At 64.5% G+C, this 20,025-nt stretch carries 10 protein-coding genes; 4 read left to right on the plus strand and 6 right to left on the minus strand.

All coding sequences use genetic code 11. The features are described from left to right. Positions 1-4,464 carry a hypothetical protein gene (locus tag IPG63_02285; protein MBK6726080.1) on the plus strand — a complete coding sequence of 1,488 codons (4,464 nt, stop codon included), beginning with the start codon at positions 1-3 and terminating at the stop codon, positions 4,462-4,464. A gap of 54 nt (positions 4,465-4,518) precedes the next feature. Here IPG63_02285 and clpB read toward each other — a convergent pair whose 3' ends face one another. Further along, on the minus strand, positions 4,519-7,095 hold the full coding sequence (clpB, locus tag IPG63_02290) for an ATP-dependent chaperone ClpB (protein MBK6726081.1): 2,577 nt from the start codon (positions 7,093-7,095) through the stop codon (positions 4,519-4,521). A gap of 335 nt (positions 7,096-7,430) precedes the next feature. Here clpB and IPG63_02295 point away from each other — a divergent pair, with 335 nt between their 5' ends. Both IPG63_02295 and IPG63_02300 read left to right on the plus strand, forming a co-directional pair. Beyond that, positions 7,431-9,350, plus strand: coding sequence for a conditioned medium factor (locus tag IPG63_02295; GenBank protein MBK6726082.1), 1,920 nt, complete (start codon positions 7,431-7,433; stop codon positions 9,348-9,350). A gap of 126 nt (positions 9,351-9,476) precedes the next feature. Next, positions 9,477-10,391: a hypothetical protein gene (locus IPG63_02300; protein ID MBK6726083.1), complete on the plus strand. Its 915-nt coding sequence runs from the start codon at positions 9,477-9,479 to the stop codon at positions 10,389-10,391. A 3-nt stretch (positions 10,392-10,394) separates the two neighbouring features. Here the strand turns inward: IPG63_02300 and IPG63_02305 are convergent, their stop codons facing one another. The 4 genes from IPG63_02305 to rluD form a co-directional block, all read right to left on the minus strand. After that, entirely contained in the window at positions 10,395-10,952 is a 558-nt protein-coding gene (locus IPG63_02305) for a DJ-1/PfpI family protein (GenBank protein MBK6726084.1), read from the minus strand. Positions 10,953-11,079: 127 nt separating this feature from the next. Continuing rightward, complete coding sequence (locus tag IPG63_02310) at positions 11,080-15,600, minus strand: tandem-95 repeat protein (GenBank protein MBK6726085.1); 4,521 nt, start codon at positions 15,598-15,600, stop codon at positions 11,080-11,082. A gap of 92 nt (positions 15,601-15,692) precedes the next feature. After that, the gene (pgeF, locus tag IPG63_02315) at positions 15,693-16,442 is read right to left on the minus strand and encodes a peptidoglycan editing factor PgeF (GenBank protein MBK6726086.1); all 750 of its coding nucleotides are present in this window, start codon (positions 16,440-16,442) and stop codon (positions 15,693-15,695) included. Beyond that, complete coding sequence (gene rluD / locus IPG63_02320; GenBank protein MBK6726087.1) at positions 16,442-17,374, minus strand: 23S rRNA pseudouridine(1911/1915/1917) synthase RluD; 933 nt, start codon at positions 17,372-17,374, stop codon at positions 16,442-16,444. Before rluD ends, pgeF begins: the two co-directional genes overlap by 1 nt. Positions 17,375-17,545: 171 nt before the next feature. On the opposite strand from rluD, the gene IPG63_02325 reads away from it, so the two are divergent. Next, complete coding sequence (locus IPG63_02325; GenBank protein ID MBK6726088.1) at positions 17,546-18,364, plus strand: outer membrane protein assembly factor BamD; 819 nt, start codon at positions 17,546-17,548, stop codon at positions 18,362-18,364. Here IPG63_02325 and IPG63_02330 read toward each other — a convergent pair whose 3' ends face one another. Further along, complete coding sequence (locus tag IPG63_02330; protein MBK6726089.1) at positions 18,365-19,981, minus strand: NAD+ synthase; 1,617 nt, start codon at positions 19,979-19,981, stop codon at positions 18,365-18,367. Positions 19,982-20,025 lie beyond the last annotated feature (44 nt).

Below are 20,025 nucleotides of genomic sequence, written 5' to 3' on the forward strand. Positions count from 1 at the left end.
ATGAGCACACGAGGCGGCGCAGCGAATATTGGCGGCATCTGTTACCAGATGCTCAGAGCAATTGACGATCTGCGGGAATTGTCCGCTGTTCACATCCTCGCGCCGGACGCGGGTCAGAGCAGTGCATGCGTTGTCCTGGAGCCAGCGGGTGGCGGTGATGCGATGCGGGTTAGCGGCGGCGCCGCAGACGTCATTCAAGTCAAACTGCGCGACCAGCCCCTGAAGTACGCTGAGTTCGTCAGTGGAGTGCTGCCGGATTTTCTGAGGGCAAAGCGCGTTCATCGCGGCGAACCGAGCCACTATGAGTTGCAGACTGCAGCAGGTATCACGCATCAGGACGCATGGGAGCAGTTCATCCGACGGGTCGCAACTGGCGCTTTGGGCACGGATCGCGTGTCTATCGGCAGGAAGTCATTTGCTTCAGACGACGAATTCCTGCGCTCGATCAAAGACGACATCGATCGCGAGATCAAGAAATCAAGCACGACAATCGATCAGATTTCGCAGGTGCTGGCACATTGTCGATTTGCGGATCCGCGTACCGAAGACGAAATCGTCGCCGGAGTCGATCGTTTTCTCGCCGAACATCACCCGGACGACCAGATTGTCGAAAAACGTCGCTCGTTGATCGGGTGGTTGATTCAACGCGCCAAATCCGGGGATTCCACAATCGATATTTCGGAGTTCCGCAGGGTTGCCGGGTGGTCCGCCTGGTCCTTCGGGGCACTCCCGAAGCTAGCCCAACGCCTGCTGCACGAGCGACGGGAGAAGAAGGCTTGGGGATTCGACAAGTCCGAGCACATCCCCCGAGTCGCGGTTGATCCCAGTTCAGCGTTCACGCTTTTCACCGGACGAAGTGGATTCGGAAAGTCGTGGGAGGTCGAAGCGGTCCTGCAAGACAGTCTCGAACGGTGTTTGCTGGCCATCCATCTACCTGCCTCGGAACTGCCTCGATTTGATGCGAGCGTTTCGCGACGTGTCTGGGTCGAAGCCATGGGCAAGTCCGGCGACCCGTCGCTTCGAGCGCTCAGTGAAAAAGCGCGCGACGCGCATTCCGTTGGGTCGTATTGGCTCACCGTCGGAATCGCGGAGACTCTGGACGAATCCCAGGCGCAAGCACTCTGCACAGTCATTCCGCAAGACTGCGGCATCCGAGTCGTTGCGGCAGCGAACCTCGCATCGGCTGAGCTGGGCGGTGCCGATCGGGTCGACATTCCCGCATTCACTTTTCTGCAGTTGCACCGATACCTCGCTCGCCGTGGCATCGACGACACCCTGCTTCCACCCGACATTCGCCTGATATTGACAACCCCGCTGTTCGCACGACTGTTCGCCGATCTTGACTCTCGAACATTCACGCCAGCGAACGAATACGAACTTGTTGGGCGCGGGTTCGGCGCGTTTTGGAAACGACTAGCCCCGGAACACAGAGATTATCTGCACGCCGACCTTCTGCTCGACCCTGACGTTGACTATCCATGGTCCCAGGAAGCCTTGTTGCAAGCCGGGATGTCGCACTCATTGATCGGAGCGTTTCGCGAGTCCGGCCTGATGGTGAGCTACCCCGACGATCGCTGGGGATTTGTGCATGACCGCCTGCTCAACTGGTATCTCGCACGCCGCCTGGAACGCCGGTTTGTCGCCGGGGAGATCGATGCCAAAGCGTTGGCCCAGTGTTTGAGTCCGCTCGGAAAGCGCCCTGACGATTCGCATGCGCGCCCCAATGCGCAGCCCTTGTTGGGGTATGTCTTGATGGACATCGTGTGGTTGCTGAGACGAGAATCCGAAGAGCGATGCGCAGAGGTCTGCACCGCATGGATGGGATCGATCGACGCTCATTCCGCGCATTCCTTCGCCACTGAGCTACTGCCGACGTTGGGGAAATCAGGTTTGGCACTTCTCGATGCTCTCGCTACGCGATCTGGCGAAGGATCCACAACCTACTGGACAGACGCCTTGATCGCGGCCGTCGAGTCCATAGGCAAACACCATCCTCAGGAAGTCGCGACGTTCATTGCTGGACAACTCAGCGCTGCAACAGCGACGGCCGCACATCGCTGGATGTCTAAGTTGGGCGACTTCCCCTCACTGGCCGCCGCACCACTCGTGCATCGACGTCTTGCCGAACTTGAGGCAACGAGGGAGCCACCCGCGATGATTGGGGCAGAGCACGAGTTGCGACGCGCCATGCTTGCCTGCCTGCCGCTAGCAGCGCAGTGGGCCAGCAAGCAGATCGTGGAGGACCTCCGACGTGGCAACGGACTGGCCGCATCGACTTGGGTGCATCTTCTGACGCAATCGGCAGAGCCATTTGCGGACGCACTTTGGTCGGAGCACGGACACGATGTTCTTTCATCGCTCCCCTCAGGCAAAGCGGAACTCAGGGCACGAGTTGCACTGAGATTCGGCCTGCATGATGTCGCCGAGGCACTGAACGACGATGCTCATCAGCGGGGAGATGGTCATCGCATTTTCGCGACGCTGGCGGTGCTCTCGCCCGCACGTGCCCTGAATTTCTTCGATAGACACTACTCCGAGATCGGATTTTTCGGTAGCGAAATGAACGGCGCGTTGCTCATTCATGCGGCAACTGAAGCACGCCAACCACTTGAGAGCGTCGTAAGCACTGACCAGCATCGATCGGTGGCGGCTCAGCTACTCGCGCTTCACGGTGATGCTGTGTCACCTTCACTCGCGGCGGCGATGCTGACTGCATTGTCGAAGGTGCTCGACACAATGAATGAATTCAGTTCATTGAACGTGATCGACCATCAAATTCGCGCGATCTCGGAGTTTCAAGGCGCTGGCTTCACCAGCGCCTTCTCGCAAGACAGAGTCTCGGCTCTCGCCGATACGTTGCTCCGCTTGGCACTACCAGCCCAACCGGGCAAACCACACTCCACGCTTCGAGACTCCGCCAGAGGTTTGTTGCGGCGAATTGGAGGCGACCGGTGGAGTGGCTTGCTGCGGGCAGAGATGCAGGACACTCGCCGCGAAATTCGGGAACAAGCGCTTAGGGAAGACCTGGTTGATGCTGGTACAGCGGATGTCTCGACGCTTCTCATGCTTTCGGCCGAGCAGGAAGCGCCGAGGCAGAGGGGCTTTTCGGATCAACCCGCGCTAGCTGCGCTGCACCTCATTCGCGCGGGTCACCTGGCGGAGCTGCTTGATCAATCGCTTCATACCCTGACCAGGATTTCACTTCGTGGGTGGCATCGCCACTTGGTGGACACTGAGACGCTTTCCGACGCAGTCACCACGAAACTGCATGTACTGCTGGACCGGGCCGACGAACGCAGTCTATCCATCGCACTCGCCATCATCGCCTGCGTTCCAGACAAAGAACTCGGGCAACGCATTCCCGACACCGCGTTCAACGGAACGCTCGGCACCGAGGTGGCAACGCGGGCCTTCTTTGCGATGAGGCGTCTGGGCGAACGTCGCGACACCACGATTCAAGAAGCTGTTCAGGCGGTGACGAAGCGGCTCGAATGGTGCGGTGATGCTGCCGACTATGTCCTCGAGTTTCGCGATGCCGCGCTGGATAGAGCACTGGACATCGCGCTCGGTGACCAGCCCGTCGGTGACTCCAGGCTCATTGACGCTTGTATCGAGATCGTCCGTCGTGGCGAGTTGGACCCGCATCGACTTGAGATTCGAAGGAGGCAACTTTCAAAGATGCGGGGCTTTCCATTTCTCGACCAGGAAGACCTGCATCAGGTGACGCTCGACCCGCAGCGTGCCGGGGAAGGACATGACGACGTGGTGTCGGAGTACTTCCGTGCAGATACAGGAATGACGACTGTTGGTCATCGCGCCGCACAAATGCGACGCATGTTCGATATCGATTGGGATATGGCAACTCAGCAGGCACTGGCGCTGACCCAGGCCAATCACCCCGACGCCCCAGCGCTGATTCACGACATGATGGAGAAAGATCCGGCTCGGGCGATCGACGCCCTTACTGCACTTGTTCGTATGCCGGTGAGGAAGGACCACCTGCGCAGAATCGGAATAGAAGTTGAACGCCGACGCGCGCAGCTAGACACGACGCATTGGTTGTCCAATTTGATCGCCAGTGCGGAGCGGAATACGCGTCGAAACGCTTGCTTCATCGCCGGCTTTGCACTGAACGCAGGTTGCGACGAACAGTTGGCGCGTGTAGTGGGTCAAGATCCATGCCTCGTTACGCGGTCCGTCGCTCTATTCGCCGCACGCGACCGGGCTCGCACCCGACATGCTGAAGAGATCATCTCGATGTGCAACGACGGAAATGCGTTCGCCACCTTGCAGACAGCGTTCTCACTGGCAGATCCAACTCTTCTTCTCGCGCGAAACGAGATCAAGGACGCTACTTCAAGATACCTCTCGGAGTTTCGACGCCAACAGCTAGACGAACTGATTCGCCGGCGAACAGACGCCATCAAGAAGGCGTCGGAAGCCAATTCCTGGCCAACGCTCTAAGCGCGCGCCCGGCCTTTCGCGAGCGCTGTGCATGCGTGTTGGCGAGCGGCGAACTCACCCCTTCCGGAACTGCAGCGTGCCGTTGAACTGGTCGACGACGACGGTGTCGCCGCTGGCGAACTGGTTCTGCAGGATCTGTTTGGCGAGCGGGTTCTCGAGCTGGCTCTGGATCGCGCGCTTGAGCGGGCGTGCGCCGTAGACCGGGTCGAAGCCGGCGTTGCCGAGCAGGTCGAGCGCGCTGTCGCTGATCTCGAGCTTGATGTGGCGATCGGCGAGGCGCTTCGACAAGTGACCGGACTGTATGCGCGCGATGTTGCGGATGTGTTCGCGCCCGAGCGGATGGAAGACCACGAGTTCGTCGAGACGATTGATGAACTCTGGGCGGAAATGGCCCTGCACCACTTCCAGCACCGATGCCTTCATGCCGGCGTAGTCATTGCGTGACGCGAATTCCTGGATCAGCTGCGAGCCGAGGTTGCTGGTCATCACGATCACGGTGTTGCGGAAGTCGACGGTGCGGCCCTGGCCGTCGGTCAGGCGGCCATCGTCGAGCACCTGCAGCAGCACGTTGAACACGTCATGGTGCGCCTTCTCGACCTCGTCGAGCAGGATCACCGAATACGGACGCCGCCGCACCGCCTCGGTCAGGTAACCACCCTCTTCGTAACCGACATAACCCGGAGGTGCACCGATCAGTCGCGAGACGCTGTGTTTCTCCATGAACTCGCTCATGTCGATGCGCACCATCGCATCGGTCGAGTCGAACAGGAACTCCGCGAGTGCCTTGCACAGCTCGGTCTTGCCGACGCCGGTCGGGCCGAGGAACAGGAAGGAGCCGTTCGGCCGGTTCGGGTCGGACAGACCCGCACGCGAGCGGCGGATCGCATCCGCGACCGCGACCACCGCCTCGTCCTGGCCGACCACGCGCTTGTGCAGCTCCGCCTCCATGCGCAGCAGCTTGTCGCGCTCGCCTTCGAGCATCTTGCTGACCGGAATGCCGGTCCAGCGCGACACCACTTCCGCGATCTCGTCCGCCGTGACCTTCTGCTGCAGCAGCTTGAAGCCCTTCTGTTCGGTTTCCTGCGCGGAGGCGAGTTGCGCCTCGAGCTGCGGCAACCGGCCGTACTGCAGTTCCGAGACCTTGGCCAGATCGCCACGACGCATCGCCGCATCCATCTCGTTGCGCGTGCGTTCGATGTCCTCCTTCAACTTGGTGCTGCCCTGCACCGCAGCCTTCTCGGATTTCCAGACTTCATCGAGGTCCGAGAATTCGCGCTCGAGTCTTGCAATCTCGACTTCCAAATCGGAGAGCCGCTGTTTCGTCTCCGCATCCTTCTCCTTCTTCAGCGCCTCGCGCTGGATCTTGAGCTGGATCAGGCGCCGCTCCAAACGGTCCATCTCCTCCGGCTTGGAATCAATCTCCATGCGGATGCGCGACGCCGCCTCGTCCATCAGGTCGATGGCCTTGTCCGGCAACTGGCGGTCGGCGATGTAGCGGTGCGACAGCGTCGCCGCGGCGATGATCGCCGGGTCGGTGATTTCGACGCCGTGGTGGACCGCGTACTTCTCCTTCAGCCCGCGCAGGATGGCGATGGTGTCTTCGACGCTCGGCTCGCCGACGAACACTTTCTGGAAGCGGCGTTCGAGCGCGGCGTCCTTCTCGACGTACTTGCGGTATTCGTCGAGCGTGGTCGCGCCGATGCAATGCAGTTCGCCGCGCGCGAGCGCCGGCTTGAGCATGTTGCCGGCATCCATCGAGCCTTCGGCCTTGCCGGCGCCGACCATGGTGTGCAACTCGTCGATGAACAGGATGACGTTGCCTTCCTGCTTGGCGAGATCGTTCAGCACCGCCTTCAGGCGTTCCTCGAACTCGCCGCGAAACTTCGCGCCGGCGATCAGCGCACCCATGTCGAGCGAAAGCAGGCGCTTGCCTTTCAGGCCTTCCGGTACTTCGTCGTGGATGATGCGCTGGGCCAGGCCCTCGACGATCGCGGTCTTGCCGACGCCGGGTTCGCCGATCAGCACCGGGTTGTTCTTGGTCCGGCGCTGCAGCACCTGGATCACGCGGCGGATCTCCTCGTCGCGGCCGATCACCGGGTCGAGTTTGGAATCCTCGGCGCGCTTGGTGAAGTCGATCGTGTACTTGTCGAGCGCCTGGCGGTGTTCCTCGGCATTCGCGTCGGACACCGCTTCGCCGCCGCGCAACTGGTCGATCGCGGCGGCAAGCACGGCCTTGGTCGCCCCGTGATTGCGCAACAGCTGGCCGATCTCGCCCTTGTCGTCTGCGGCCGCGAGCACGAACAACTCGCTGGCGATGAACTGGTCGCCGCGTTCCTGTGCGAGCTTGTCGGTCAGATTCAACAGCCGGTTCAGGTCGTTGCCAACATTGATGTTGCCTTCCTGGCCTTTCACCTTGGGCAGCGCGTCGAGCATCGCCGACAGTCGCTGGCGGATCATCGGCACATTGGCACCGGCCTTGGTCAGCAAGGGCCGCACCGAACCGCCCTGCTGTTCCATCAGTGCGCTCAACACGTGCACCGGTTCGAGCATGTTGTGGTCGCGACCGACGGCGAGCGACTGGGCTTCCTGCAGGGCCTGCTGGAAGCGCGAGGTGAGTTTGTCCATGCGCATGGGAATCCCCAAAGTCTGATGCGGCCACGCCGCGAGATGGTCGCAAGCTGCGGCCGGCGCGGGCGGATTCAAGCGCGGCGTTGGCGCTTCACTCCCGCCGCGGCAATCCAGGACCGAGTGCTCGCTTTGACCTTCTGCGATTGCAAACACCTGTCTCAAACGGGCGTTTGACGCAGTGCAGCGTGCAAAAAGTGAGAACTACCGCACAATTCACCACGCGCCTGTCCGGACTCAGGGGTACGGACCAGCGGGGGACTCGATCCGGCGCACACCAAACACAGCACGCCAAGTTCGCATGCTTCCGCTCGTGCGCGCACCAAATCTGGGAGGGTTTCGTGATCAAGCGTCATACCGGTTTCCTGTTGTCCCTCGCTGCTGCGGCAGTTCCGTTTGCTTCCGTTTCTGCGGCGCAGCTCGCGACCAAGCAGCTTGCCGGTCCGCCGTCCGACTTCGCCGCGATGGCGGCGGTCGAGCCGGCCAGCACCGCGGTGCATTCGAAGAGCGCGCTGTTGCCGGTGCGCCTCGACAAGCGCGGCGACGGCCGTTACGGCTGGCAGACAACGCTGCCGGTGGAAGGCGAGGATCTGCGCCTGCTCGCATTCTCCACCGCCAAGTCGAACTGGAACCTGCAGCTGCGCGATCCGCTGGGCAGCTCGGCCAAGTCGGTGCGCGACCTGGCGCAGGAGCTCGACCACACCAATTTCGCTCTCGAGGGCCAGAACTTCCCGGCCGTTCGTTATGGCTTCAAGGCGATGATGCCGGGTGACTGGACGCTCTCGCTCGAGGGCAACGCCGCGGCGCAAGGCTTCGTGCTGGTCGAAGGCGCCGGCAAGACTCGCCTGATGGCGCATCCGACCAGTTTCAATCAGCAAGTCGGCAAGCGCATCGGTTTCGTCGCCTCGGTCTATGACGAAGAGGGCGGCGCGTCGGTGCCGGTGATCGCCGAGGCCAAACTGCGCGTGACCGGCCCCGATGGCGTGTCCGAGTACGCGATGTTCGACGATGGTCTGCACGGCGATGGCAAGGCGCTTGATGGCATCTTTGGCGCCGACTTCGCCGCGCTCCGCGCCGGCGAGCACAGCGCGCAGGTCATCGCCAGCGGTCGCACCGCCGATGGCAAGGGTTTTGTACGCAGCGCCGAGTTCGCGCTGCCGGTGATCGCCGATCAGATCGCCGTGCGTCAGGCCACCGTGTTCGGCAAGGCCGTTTCCGATCGCCGCATCGCGCTCGATCTCGAAGTCAGCGTGTCCAAGGCCGGCAGCGACCACTATCGCGTCATCGGCGAAGTCTGGGGCAAGCGCAATGGCCGCGATGTCGCCGTCGCCTGGATCGGCGGCATGAGCGAACTCGATGGCGGCCGTCTGCCGCTGTCGCTGGATGCGCGCTGGATCGCGAAGGCCAAGGCCATCGGCCCGTTCACGCTGCGAAACCTGCGCATCGAGGACCCGAACCACTTCATCCCGCTGGCCACGGTCGCGGAACTTCCGATCAACCTCGGCGCGCTGCCGAAGGCCGCGTTCGAGCGCCGTGTCGTAGTCGACGAGGAGATGCAGATGGGCGCGCGTCCGGCCGATCTGGTCCAGGCCAAGGGCGTCGGCACCAAGTTGCTGCTGGTGCATGGCTACTGCTCCGGCGATGCCTGGGGCCCGGTCGCCTACCAGTTCGGCAACGCCGCGGTGTTCAAGGACTTCAACAAGAACCGTTCGCACGACCAGTTCGCGAACCTGATCAAGACCTTCGGTGCGACCTGGAACTCCTACGGGGTGGTTGCGCACAGCCAGGGCGGCGCCGCGTCGCTGCACCTCTACACCTACTACTGGTCGGGCCTCGACAACGCCACCGGTTCGCGCCTGATCCAGTCGGTCGGCACGCCCTACCAGGGCACCGCGCTCGCCGGCAACGCCGCCGTGCTCGGCTCGATCTTCGGCGTCGGCTGCGGCACCAATGCCAACCTGACCTACAGCGGCGCCTCGAGCTGGCTCGCCGGCATTCCAACTTGGGCGCGCGCCAAGGTGAACTTCCACACCACTTCGTTCACCGATCGCAGCTGGGTCTACGACTACTGCAACATGGCCACCGACGTGCTGCTCTCCGACCCGGAAGACGGCACCACCGAGAAGGCCAAGGGCCAGCTGAGCGGCGCGGTGAACCTCGGCCACAAGACCGGCTGGTGCCACACCGGCGGCATGCGCGACCCGGCCCAAGTGACCGACAGCAGCCGCAACAGCAACATGAACTCCAACGCGGCGCGCTGAGCACGCCCGCCCTCCCCAACCGCGGCCCGCAAGGGCCGCGGTTTTTTTGTCTCCGCTTCGATGCGGCCTACCGTGGGCCAGGCGCCGCTAGACTGGGAGCACTCACTTCGGATCGGACGACGCGCAATGAACCCACATCCCGTTCCAGCCCCTGCGCTACGCCACCTCGCCGGTCTCGGGCACCGGCTGGCACTGGCACTGCTCGCGCTGCCGACAAATGGACTGGCAGCGACCGAGGCACCCTCGTCGCCATCAGCGGTGACGGTGTACAGCAACAACTTCGACACCATGACGCTGGGGGCAACCTTGGCCTATCCTGGGGCGGCCGGCCATGGCGGCTGGTACCAGGGCTCGGCGCCGGCCCCGGCCTATGGCGAGTTCCAGAGCACCACCGCCTACGCCGGGAAGGCATTGCGCGAGTTCATCGTAGCCGCCAACACCGATGCTTCGCAGACCATCGATCGACGCGACCTCACCGCTCCGAATCTCGCCACCCACCCGCTGATCACGCTCAGCGCCCGCTTCCAGGGCAAGTCCAGCGATCTCACGGCGCTGAACGAATACAACGCGTCACTGGTCGCCGGCGGCGGACCGCATCCCGGCTACGAGATCATCGCCTTCGGCGTGTATGGCGGCAACGGGGTGGCGAAGCAGGACAGCGGCGCCAACGTCGGCATCGCGATGTTCAATGGCAGCAACAACAACGAACCGGTCCCGCTCACCGTCGGCCAGGGGCTCGGCTGGAACGCCTGGCACCAGATCACGCTCAAGGCCAACCAGCGCAACGACCGCTGGGTGTCGATCACGGTGGACGGACAGACGCAGGTGCTCACGCCCTTTACGCTGCCGCGCTCCGAGGACGGTGGCGTCTGGCAACGCGGCAGCCTGATCGAGCAGCTATCCGCACTGATCGTCGCGATCGACAGCTTCGGCGACCAGACTTCGGACGACATTTTCTGGGATACCGTCAGCCTGACCGTGGACCTGCCGCCGGAGGTCCTGCACGCCGACGGCTTCGAGACCGTGCAGGGCTCGCCCTGAGGCTCAGCGGCGGGCGAGCATGCCGGTGGCGAGCTGCGCGGCCAGGTCGGCATGCCCGAGTGCCTCGACCAGAGCCAACGCGAACTCGAGCGCGGTTCCGGGGCCGCGGCTGGTGACGAGGTGGCCGTCGCGCACCACGCGCTGGTCCACGAAACTTCCGGCCGGCAGCAGGCCCTCGAAGCCCGGATAGGCCGTGGCCCGGCGCGCGCCGATCAGTCCATGCGTGCCGAGCACGACGCCGGGCGAAGCGCAGATCGCCCCGAACAAGGCGCCACGCGCATCCTGGGCGCGCAGCTGAGCGATCAATGCTGGCGTGTCGCGCAGGTGCTCCGCGCCCGGCATTCCGCCCGGTAGCGCAATCAAACCAAAGCTGCGTCCGGCGACGTCGGCATGCAAGGTGTCGGCGACGATGCGGGTGCCGTTGGCGCAAGTGACTTCGCGAGCGCTGCCGACGCTGGCCACGATGACCGAGAATCCGGCGCGGCGCAGCACGTCGATCAGGGTCACGGCCTCGATGTCCTCGGTCCCGTTCGCGACGGGAATCAGTGCGGTCTGGCTCATGGCGGACGCCTCCTCGGTTTGGGCTCCAGTCTGCCCGGTCGGCGGCGCCCGGAAAAGCCTGACGCCGGCTCCGCAAACAGGAAGCCCCGCAGCAGCGGGGCTTCCTGGACGGCAGGATCAAGCTCGATCAGGGCACCGTCTCGAAGCCGTCCTTGAACAATCCGAACGGAAGCACGGTGATCGAGAACGTCTGCGCGGCACTGGTCAGCGCCGGATCGCTGGCGGTGACGGTGACGCTATACGGTCCGGGCGCGGCGCCGATCGGCGGTGTGCCGCTGACGACACCCGTGCCCGAGTCGACCGAGAGCCAGGCGGGTGCACCCGCATCCAGCGTGTAGCTCAACGTGTCGCCATCCACATCATTGAACGCCGACGCCGTGGCAACGCTCAGCAGCACGGCTTCGGTCGCCGACTGCGTCGCGATCGAACCCACCGCGGTCGGTGCGTCGTTGACACAGGTCACGGTGACGCTGACCGTGGCGCTGCTGCCGCCGGTGATGGTGTAACTGAAACTATCGGCACCACAGTAGTTGCCGTTCGGCGCGTAGCCGACGTTCGTGCTGTTGTTGGTCACCGTACCGTTGGTCGCAGCGCCGACGGCAGTCACCAGCTTCGGCCCAGCATCGATATCGGTGTCGTTCAGCAGCACATCGATCGTGTTCGCGCCGCTGTCCTCGGCCACACTCGGGCTGTCGGCAACTGCGGTGGGTGCGTCATCGACGCAACTCACGATGACGCTGACCGTCGTGCTGCTACCGCCGGTGATCGTGTAGGTGAACGAGTCGGCGCCGCAGTAGTTCGCGGTCGGGGCGTAGCTGACGTTGGCGCCGCCGCCTCCGATCGCGGTGGTGCCGTTCGCGGCCGTGCCGACCAAGGTGACCAGCTTCGCGCCGCCGTCGATGTCGGTGTCGTTCAGCAGCACATCGACCGTGTTCGCGCCACTGTCCTCGGCCACACTCGGGCTGTCGGCGACTGCGACCGGCGGATCATCAACGCAGGTCACGGTCACGCTCACCGTGGCGCTGCTGCCGCCGGTGATGGTGTAGGTGAACGAATCGGCGCCGCAGTAGTTACCGGTCGGGGCGTAGCTGACGTTGGCACCGCCACCTCCGATCGCGGTGGTGCCGTTCGTGGCCGTACCGACCAGGGTGACCAGCTTCGGACCGGCGTCGATGTCGGTGTCGTTCGCGAGCACGTCGATCGTGTTCGCGCCGCTGTCTTCGGCCACGCTCGGGCTGTCGGCGACTGCCGTGGGTGCGTCATCGACGCAGGTCACGGTGACGCTGACCGTCGTGCTGCTGCCGCCGGTGATGGTGTAGGTGAACGAGTCGGCGCCGCAGTAGTTCGCGGTCGGGGCGTAGCTGACGTTGGCGCCGCCGCCTCCGATCGCGGTGGTGCCGTTCGCGGCCGTGCCGACCAAGGTGACCAGCTTCGCGCCGCCGTCGATGTCGGTGTCGTTCAGCAGCACATCGACCGTGTTCGCGCCGCTGTCCTCGGCCACACTCGGGCTGTCGGCGACTGCGACCGGCGGATCATCAACGCAGGTCACGGTCACGCTCACCGTGGCGCTGCTACCGCCGGTGATGGTGTAGGTGAACGAGTCGGCGCCGCAGTAGTTACCGGTCGGCGTGTAGCTGACGTTGCTGCTGTTGTTCGTCACCGTGCCGTTGGTCGCAGTACCGACCGCAGTCACCAGCTTCGGCCCAGCATCGATGTCGGTGTCGTTCAGCAGCACATCGATCGTGTTCGCGCCGCTGTCCTCGGCCACTGTCGCGCTGTCGGCGACCGCCACCGGGGCATCATCAACCGCCGTCACCGTGACCAGGAAGGTCGTCTCCGTGAACAGCGCGCCGGTGTCGGTCACGCGCAGCGTGATCGTGCTGCTGCCGCTCTGGTTGGCCGCGGGAATCACGTTGATGCTGCGCGCTGCGCCGCTGCCTGCCAGCACCAGATTCACCGGCGCATTCGGCACCAGCGCGGCGTTGCTGGACGTGGCCGTGACCACCAACGCCGTCGCTGCATCCTGCGCATCGCCGATCGTGAACGCGAGCGCGCCCGTGCTGCCGTCTTCGGCGATGGTCTGATCGCTGACCGAGGTGATCGTCGGTGCCGTGTTCGACGGGTTCGACAGGTTGGTGATCGGCGCTGCAGCCGAGCCGCTGAAGCTGCCGTCACCGCCGTAGCTGGCGTTGATCGTCTGCGAGCCACTTGCGCTGAAGGTCAGTGCGCAACTCACTGCCGGCAAGGTGATGGTGCAACCGGTCGAGTTGGTTGCAGTGACCGTGATCGAACCGGTGGGCGTGCCCGCACCCGGTGCGACGACGCTCAAGCTTGCCGTGATCGTCACCGGACTGCCCTGTGTGCTCGGTTCCGGGGAGTCGCTGATCGAGAGCGTGGTGTCGGACTTGACCACAGTGTGTGGGTCGGAGCCCGACGAGGTGGCATAGGTCGAGTCACCGCTGTAGGCAGCGCCGATCGTGTGTGCGCCGACCGCGAGACCGCTGGTCGACAGTACCGCCATGCCCATCACGTTCAGGCTCACGCTGCCAAGCGGCGTGGCGCCGTCGGTGAACGAAACGGAGCCGGTCGGCGTTCCGGAACCGCCGCTGACGGTCGCCGTGAGGCTGACCATCTCGCCGAAGTCGCTCGAATCCGGGCTGCTGGTGATGGTCGTGGTCGAGGCGACCGCGCCGGTGTCGCAGGCATCACCGATGCCATCGAGATCGGTATCGGTCTGGCTCGGGTTGGCGACCAGTGGACAGTTGTCGCAGACGTTGCCGACGCCGTCGCTGTCGCCGTCGGCCTGATCCCGATTCGCAGCGGCGTCGCAGTTGTCGACGTTGGCGCAGACGCCATCAAAGTCGGTATCGACCGTGGACTCGTCGCCATCGCAGACGCAGAAGCGCCCGACCGCGGTGCTCCAGCGGCCGTTCTCGTTCGGATAGGAGCCCAGAATCGTCCCTGTGGTGTCGGCCCACATGTTGTAGTGCCAGAAGCACTGCGTGCTCGGATCACGCGGGGTTGCGGTGTAGTCACCCCAGCGATTGCGCGTACCGCCGAAGGCCCGGTAGTAGTGCGCAACGCCGGCCTTGACCAGCTTGGTCGCGGACAACACCCCGGCACCATCACCGGCACGACGGCTGACGGCATAGGAACTGGCGTAGGTCGAGGCATTGGAGCCGGTGAACCCCATCGCCATGTGGCCGTAGTCGTTGAGGCCGATCGACGGGTAGTAGGTGTACAGCCCGGCGGAAATGTCCTCGCCACCGGCGTTGCCGGAATCGGCGATGCTCAGCGCGGAGGGCGTGGTGGTATCGAGCCGCAGGTAGCGCGCAGTGGGCTGACCACTGTTCGGCGCCGCGTTGGAGACGATGGTGAACACCGTCCACAGATCATTGGCACGCCACACTGCTTCCAAGGCGCGCTTGTCGCCGGCGTCGAGGAGCCGATTGGTGCCGCCAGCATCGGTACCGGGCTGCGGAGCACCCGGCATCGCGGCGCCGCTGTCGATGTTGCCTTGCGACAACTGCGTCAGCGTGAACGTCGGCGTGGCGCTGAGCGGGCTGTCCACGCGCATCGCCTGGATGTACTCGGTGCTGCCGGAGGCGATGCCGCTGTAGAGGGTCAGCCAAGTGCCGATGGCGCCCGCGGGCGGCGTGCCCTCGATGCGTGCGGGCATGGTCGTGGAGGCTACGCCACTGGATGCGTAGGGATTGGTTGGACCATAGACTGTGGCGGTACCGCCGTCATACCAGCCGCCCGTTCCCATGCCCTTGGCGATCGTGAACATGCGCACGCCGTCGAAGGAGCCGCCAGCGCCGAACCCGAACACGTTACCGGTCAGGTACACCGCTTCCTCGTCGAAGGCGAAGCCCGGGTAGTCGAACCAGCGGTTCGAGCCATACAGCGCCTTGAAGTCGACGCGGAACTGGTACCAGGTACCGGTGGGGTCACTGTCGTCGGACACCGCGAAGAAGATGTAAGACTTGTCGCTCGACGTACCGGTGAGGTCTTCCTGCTCCAGGGTCACCAGTATGTAGCGGCCGGACTGCGTGTCGTAATAGACCTTGGGGTCGAAGGTGTAGGTGACCGGCGCGCTGGCCCCCAAGCCCGCGAAGAAGTCCTGCAGCCCGGACGAATACAGCAGCGCCCCGGTCTTGTCGTGGATCATCACCGTGACATTGACGATGGTGACCACGTGCGAGGGACCAACGGCTGCATGCGGATCGGCCGGGATGAACAGGTAGCCGTCGTTGTAGGTGCTGTTGTCGAGGAAGTCGATCGAGTCGAACAACGGCGAGACGCTGCCCCAGATCTTTGGCGCCGGCGCCTGCCACTCGGGCAAGGCGACAACCGGACCAGGCGCACCCTTGCCGCGCGGCGCGTTCGGGTTGCCGCGACTCGGTCGCGGCGTCTCCACGTAATCGACGCGCGTAGCCGCCGCATCCGGCGGTGCGTAGATCGGGTGGGTCGGCAGCACTCGCACTCCGACGCTGCGGCCAAACACGGTCACCGGACTCGGCGGCGCCTGCGGCGTCGGCTCACTGCTGTCATTGATGTGGAACTCGGCCTGGCGCGGCTGCACCACGCCGTCACCAGCCCAGGCCAGAGTCGCTCCGGCCGCCAGAACCAAACCCAGCAAACGCATGCACGTCTTCATTGCCCGTCCCTCGCGAAATGGGTTCGGCAAAGATACCCCTGTGCGCGCGGGCTGTCGCCAGCCGGTTGAAAACGAAGGCTTCAGCGCACGCCGCGCCACAGCAGGGTTGCGACCCTTCCGGTAGGCGAGCCACGGCGATGCGAGTAGAAGCGCGTGGCATCGGCGAAGGTGCAGACACCGCAGTCCGCGACGCGATCGAGCCCGGTCGCAGCCAGACGCAGGCGCGCCAGCAGCGCCAGGTCGCAAAGGAAATGGCCGGCCCGCGTGCTCGGCTCGAAGGCAGCAACGGCAAGAGGATCGCGGTCAACGAAGACCTCGCGCACTTCTGCGCCCACCTCGAATGCCGGCTGGCGGATCGCAGGGCCGATCCAGGCCACCAGCCTCGCCGGATCGATCTGCATCGCGGCCACGGTGGCTTCGAGCAGACCCGCGGCCAATCCGCGCCAACCGGCGTGCGCCGCACCGATCACCGAGCCATCGTCGGCCGCGAACAACACCGGCAGGCAGTCGGCAGTGAGAATGGCGAGCACGCAGTCAGACGAGCGCGTGATCGCTGCATCGGCCTCGGGCACGACGCCGGCGGGGAGCGCATCAGCATCCACCACCCGTACACCATGCACCTGCCGTAGCCACAACGGCTCGCCTGGCAGTTGCAGGTGCTGGCGCAGAGCCACGCGATTGGCGCTGACCGCGGCCGGAACATCGCCGACATGGTCGCCCAGATTGAGGCGGTCAAAGGGCGCGGCCGAAACCCCGGGTCCGAGGCGTGTCGTGGTCAGGCCCTGCACACAGCCGGGCGCTTGCCACTGCGCACGGACGAACCACTCCATCAGGCCGATTCGGGCGGCGAGGCGCGCCGCAGGAAGGCGATCAGCTCTTCCATGTCCTCGGGCATCACCGCGCTGAACGCGACCTGCTTTTTCGTGCGCGGATGCACGAACGCGAGTTCCGCCGCATGCAGCGCCTGGCGCTTGAACGCGCGCATGCACTCGATCAGCGCCGGCGGCGCGCCCTTCGGCAATTTCAGTCCCGGTCCATACAGCGGGTCGCCGACGATGCCGTGGCGAATGTGGTTCAGGTGTACGCGGATCTGGTGGGTGCGCCCGGTCTCCAGTTGGCACGAGAGCAGCGTATGCGCGCGGAAGCGCTCGACCACGCGGTAGTGCGTGATCGCATCGCGCCCGCCCTCGACCACGCCCATGCGGATGCGATCGCGCGGCTGACGGTCGATCGGCGCATCGATCTTGCCACCGGCAATCAAGGTGCCGTTGACCAGCGCCAGATAGCGTCGGTTGACCTCGCGCTCGGACAACTGCGCCACCAGCGCTGCATGTGCCTCCAGCGTCTTCGCGACCACCATCGCGCCCGAGGTGTCCTTGTCCAGACGATGCACGATGCCGGCACGCGGCAGCTCGCGCAGCTTGGGGTCATGATGCAGCAGGGCGTTGACCAGCGTGCCGCGGGCGTTGCCGGCACCGGGGTGCACCACCAGACCGGCCGGCTTGTTGATCACCAGCACGTCGCGGTCCTCGAACAGGATGTCGAGCGGAATGTCCTCGGGCTCGTCGCTGATCTGGATCTCGCGCTCGACATCCAAGACCACGGAGTCGCCAGCGTGCACGCTGTCCTTGGGTCGCCGCACTTCGCCATTCAGCGTGGCCCGACCGTCCTTGATCCAGCCGGACAGACGCGCGCGCGAGAACTGCGGCAAAGCTTCGGCCAGCGCCTGGTCGAAGCGCCGACCGGCGGCCTCGGCGCTGATGCGAATTCGAAATGATCGAGCGCGGGCGCGTCGATTTCGGTGTCAACGGTTTCGTTCATGCGGTTTCCGGGCGCGGGCCCGACTGAACCCCGCGCGAATCGTGACGGATGACCCGGTCCCGGCCTGCGGCGGGGATGGGCTATGATGCTCGCCTCATTCTAGGACGGTTTCGTGCCTGTGCGCCTCCAGATCCCCGCCCGACTGCTGTTGATTGCCCTCCTCCCCCTGTTCCTCGCGTGCAGCAACCGCACGCGGATCGAGGCGGCCGAAACCCTGCCGGTGGACGCGATGTATGCGGAAGCCAAGCGCTCTCTCGACAACGACGAGGTCGGCCGCGCCGTCAAGTTCTACGAACGCCTGGTCGCGCGTTTCCCGTATGGCCGCTACCACGAGCAGGCGCAGATCGAGCTGGCCTATGCGCTGTATCGCAACAACAAGCCGGACGAGGCGCTGTCCGCGATCAACCGCTTCATCAAGATCTACCCGACGCACGCACGCATCGACTACGCCTACTACCTGCGCGGTCTGGTCAATTTCAATCGCCGCATCGGCTTGCTCGAGAAGTACTTCTCGCAAGACACCACCCGCCGCGACCTCCAGTACGTGCGCCAGAGCTTCCAGGACTTCGGCGAACTGCTGAACAAGTACCCGGAGAGCAAGTACGCCGCCGACGCCCGCCAGCGCATGCTCTACCTGCGCAACGGCCTCGCGAATGCCGAACTGATGGTCGCCAACTACTACTTCCGTCGCGGCGCCTACATCGCTGCCGCGACTCGCGCCAAGTTCCTGGTCGAGACCTACCAGGAAGCACCGGCCGCAGCCGATGCGCTGGCGGTGATGGCGGAGAGCTACCGCCGCATTGGCCGCACCCAGCTCGGCGACGAAACCGCGCAAGTGCTCAAGCTCAACTATCCCGAGCACCCGTACCTGGTCGGCAAGTGGCCAGCCAAGCGCAGCAAGTGGCGGCAGTTGAATCCGTTCAGCGGCTGATCAACGCCAACCCGACGTGATCGGATAACGCCGATCGCGTCCGAACGCGCGCTGGGTGATGCGCGGACCGGGAGCCGACTGTCGTCGCTTGTACTCGTTGCGCAGGACCATGCGCACCACGCGCTCCACCGTCGCCGCATCAAAGCCTTCGGCGACGATCTCGGTGCGTGACTGGTCCTGCTCGATGTAGCGCTTGAGAATTTCGTCGAGCACTTCGTACGGCGGCAGCGAGTCCTGGTCCTTCTGGTTCTCGCGCAACTCGGCCGAAGGCGGGCGCGAGATCACCACTTCGGGAATCGCCGGCGAGATCGCGTTGCGATATCGGCACAGGTCCCAGACCTCGGTCTTGTACACGTCCTTCAGCGGCGCGTAACCGCCGCACATGTCGCCATAGAGCGTCGCGTAACCGCAGGCCATCTCGCTCTTGTTGCCGGTGGACAGCACCATCGCGCCGAACTTGTTCGACAGCGCCATCAAGATCATGCCGCGGATGCGCGCCTGCAGGTTTTCCTCAGTGACATCAGGCGCGCGGCCCGAAAACAAGGGCTGCAGGGTCGTGGTCAAGGCATTGAAGGCATCCTCGATCGGCACGACGTGGTAGTTCACGCCGAGCAATTTCGCCTGCGCCGCCGCCTCGTCCAGCGACAGTTGCGAGGTATAGCGGGTCGGCATCATCACCGCCGTGACCTGCTCCGGACCGAGCGCATCGACTGCGAGCGCCAGGGTCAGTGCGGAATCGACACCACCGGACAGCCCTAGTAACACGCCCGGGAAGCGGTTCTTGCGCACGTAGTCGCGCAGGCCGCGCACGATACCGTTGTAGACGCGCGCGTCGTCGCTGGTTTCGGCCGACGGCCACTGCAGCGGCTGGTAGCGACGCGCCTCAATGTCGTAGTCGACCGCGAGCAGATGATCCTCGAACGCCGGAGCCAGGCCGTTGATCTGGCCATCGCGATCGACCAGGAATGCGCCGCCATCGAAGATCAGATCATCCTGACCGGCGACCAGGTTCACGTACGCAATCGGCACATCATGCTCGCGCGCACGCCAGCGGACCACGGCGTGGCGATCGGCGCGGTTGCGCGGGTTGAACGGCGAGGCGTTGATCACGATGAACGCATCGGCGCCGACCTGCAGCGCGCGGCTCGCCGGCTGCGGGTCCCAGATGTCTTCGCAGATCAGCGGCGCGAAGCGCACACCCTCGAGTTCGACGGTCGCCGCCTGGTCGCCCGCCGCGAAATAGCGCTTCTCGTCGAACACGGTGTAATTCGGCAGCGCCTGTTTGCGATATCGCACCAGCACGTCGCCATCGCGGATCCAGCTGAGCGCGTTGTAGCGACGCTCGCCTTCCTGCATTGGATGCCCGACGATCAGATCGATGCCGCGCACGCGCTCGGCGACCTTTGCCAGGTATTCGTCGCAGGTGCGGATGAAGCTCGGGCGCAGGAACAGGTCTTCGGCGAGGTAGCCGGAGATCGTCAGCTCGGGGAACACGATCAGGCGCGCACCGAGCTCATCGCGCGCCCGTTCCGCCAACGCGACGACGCGATCCGCGTTCTCCGAAATCGCCGCGACCGGAAAATCGAACTGGGCGAGCGCGATGCGGATGGTGGCCATGGATTGTGCGGTTCATGCTGTTGTGGGTGCGAATTTATTCGCAC

This window comes from Lysobacterales bacterium, assembly GCA_016703225.1.
Lineage (GTDB): Bacteria > Pseudomonadota > Gammaproteobacteria > Xanthomonadales > Ahniellaceae > JADKHK01.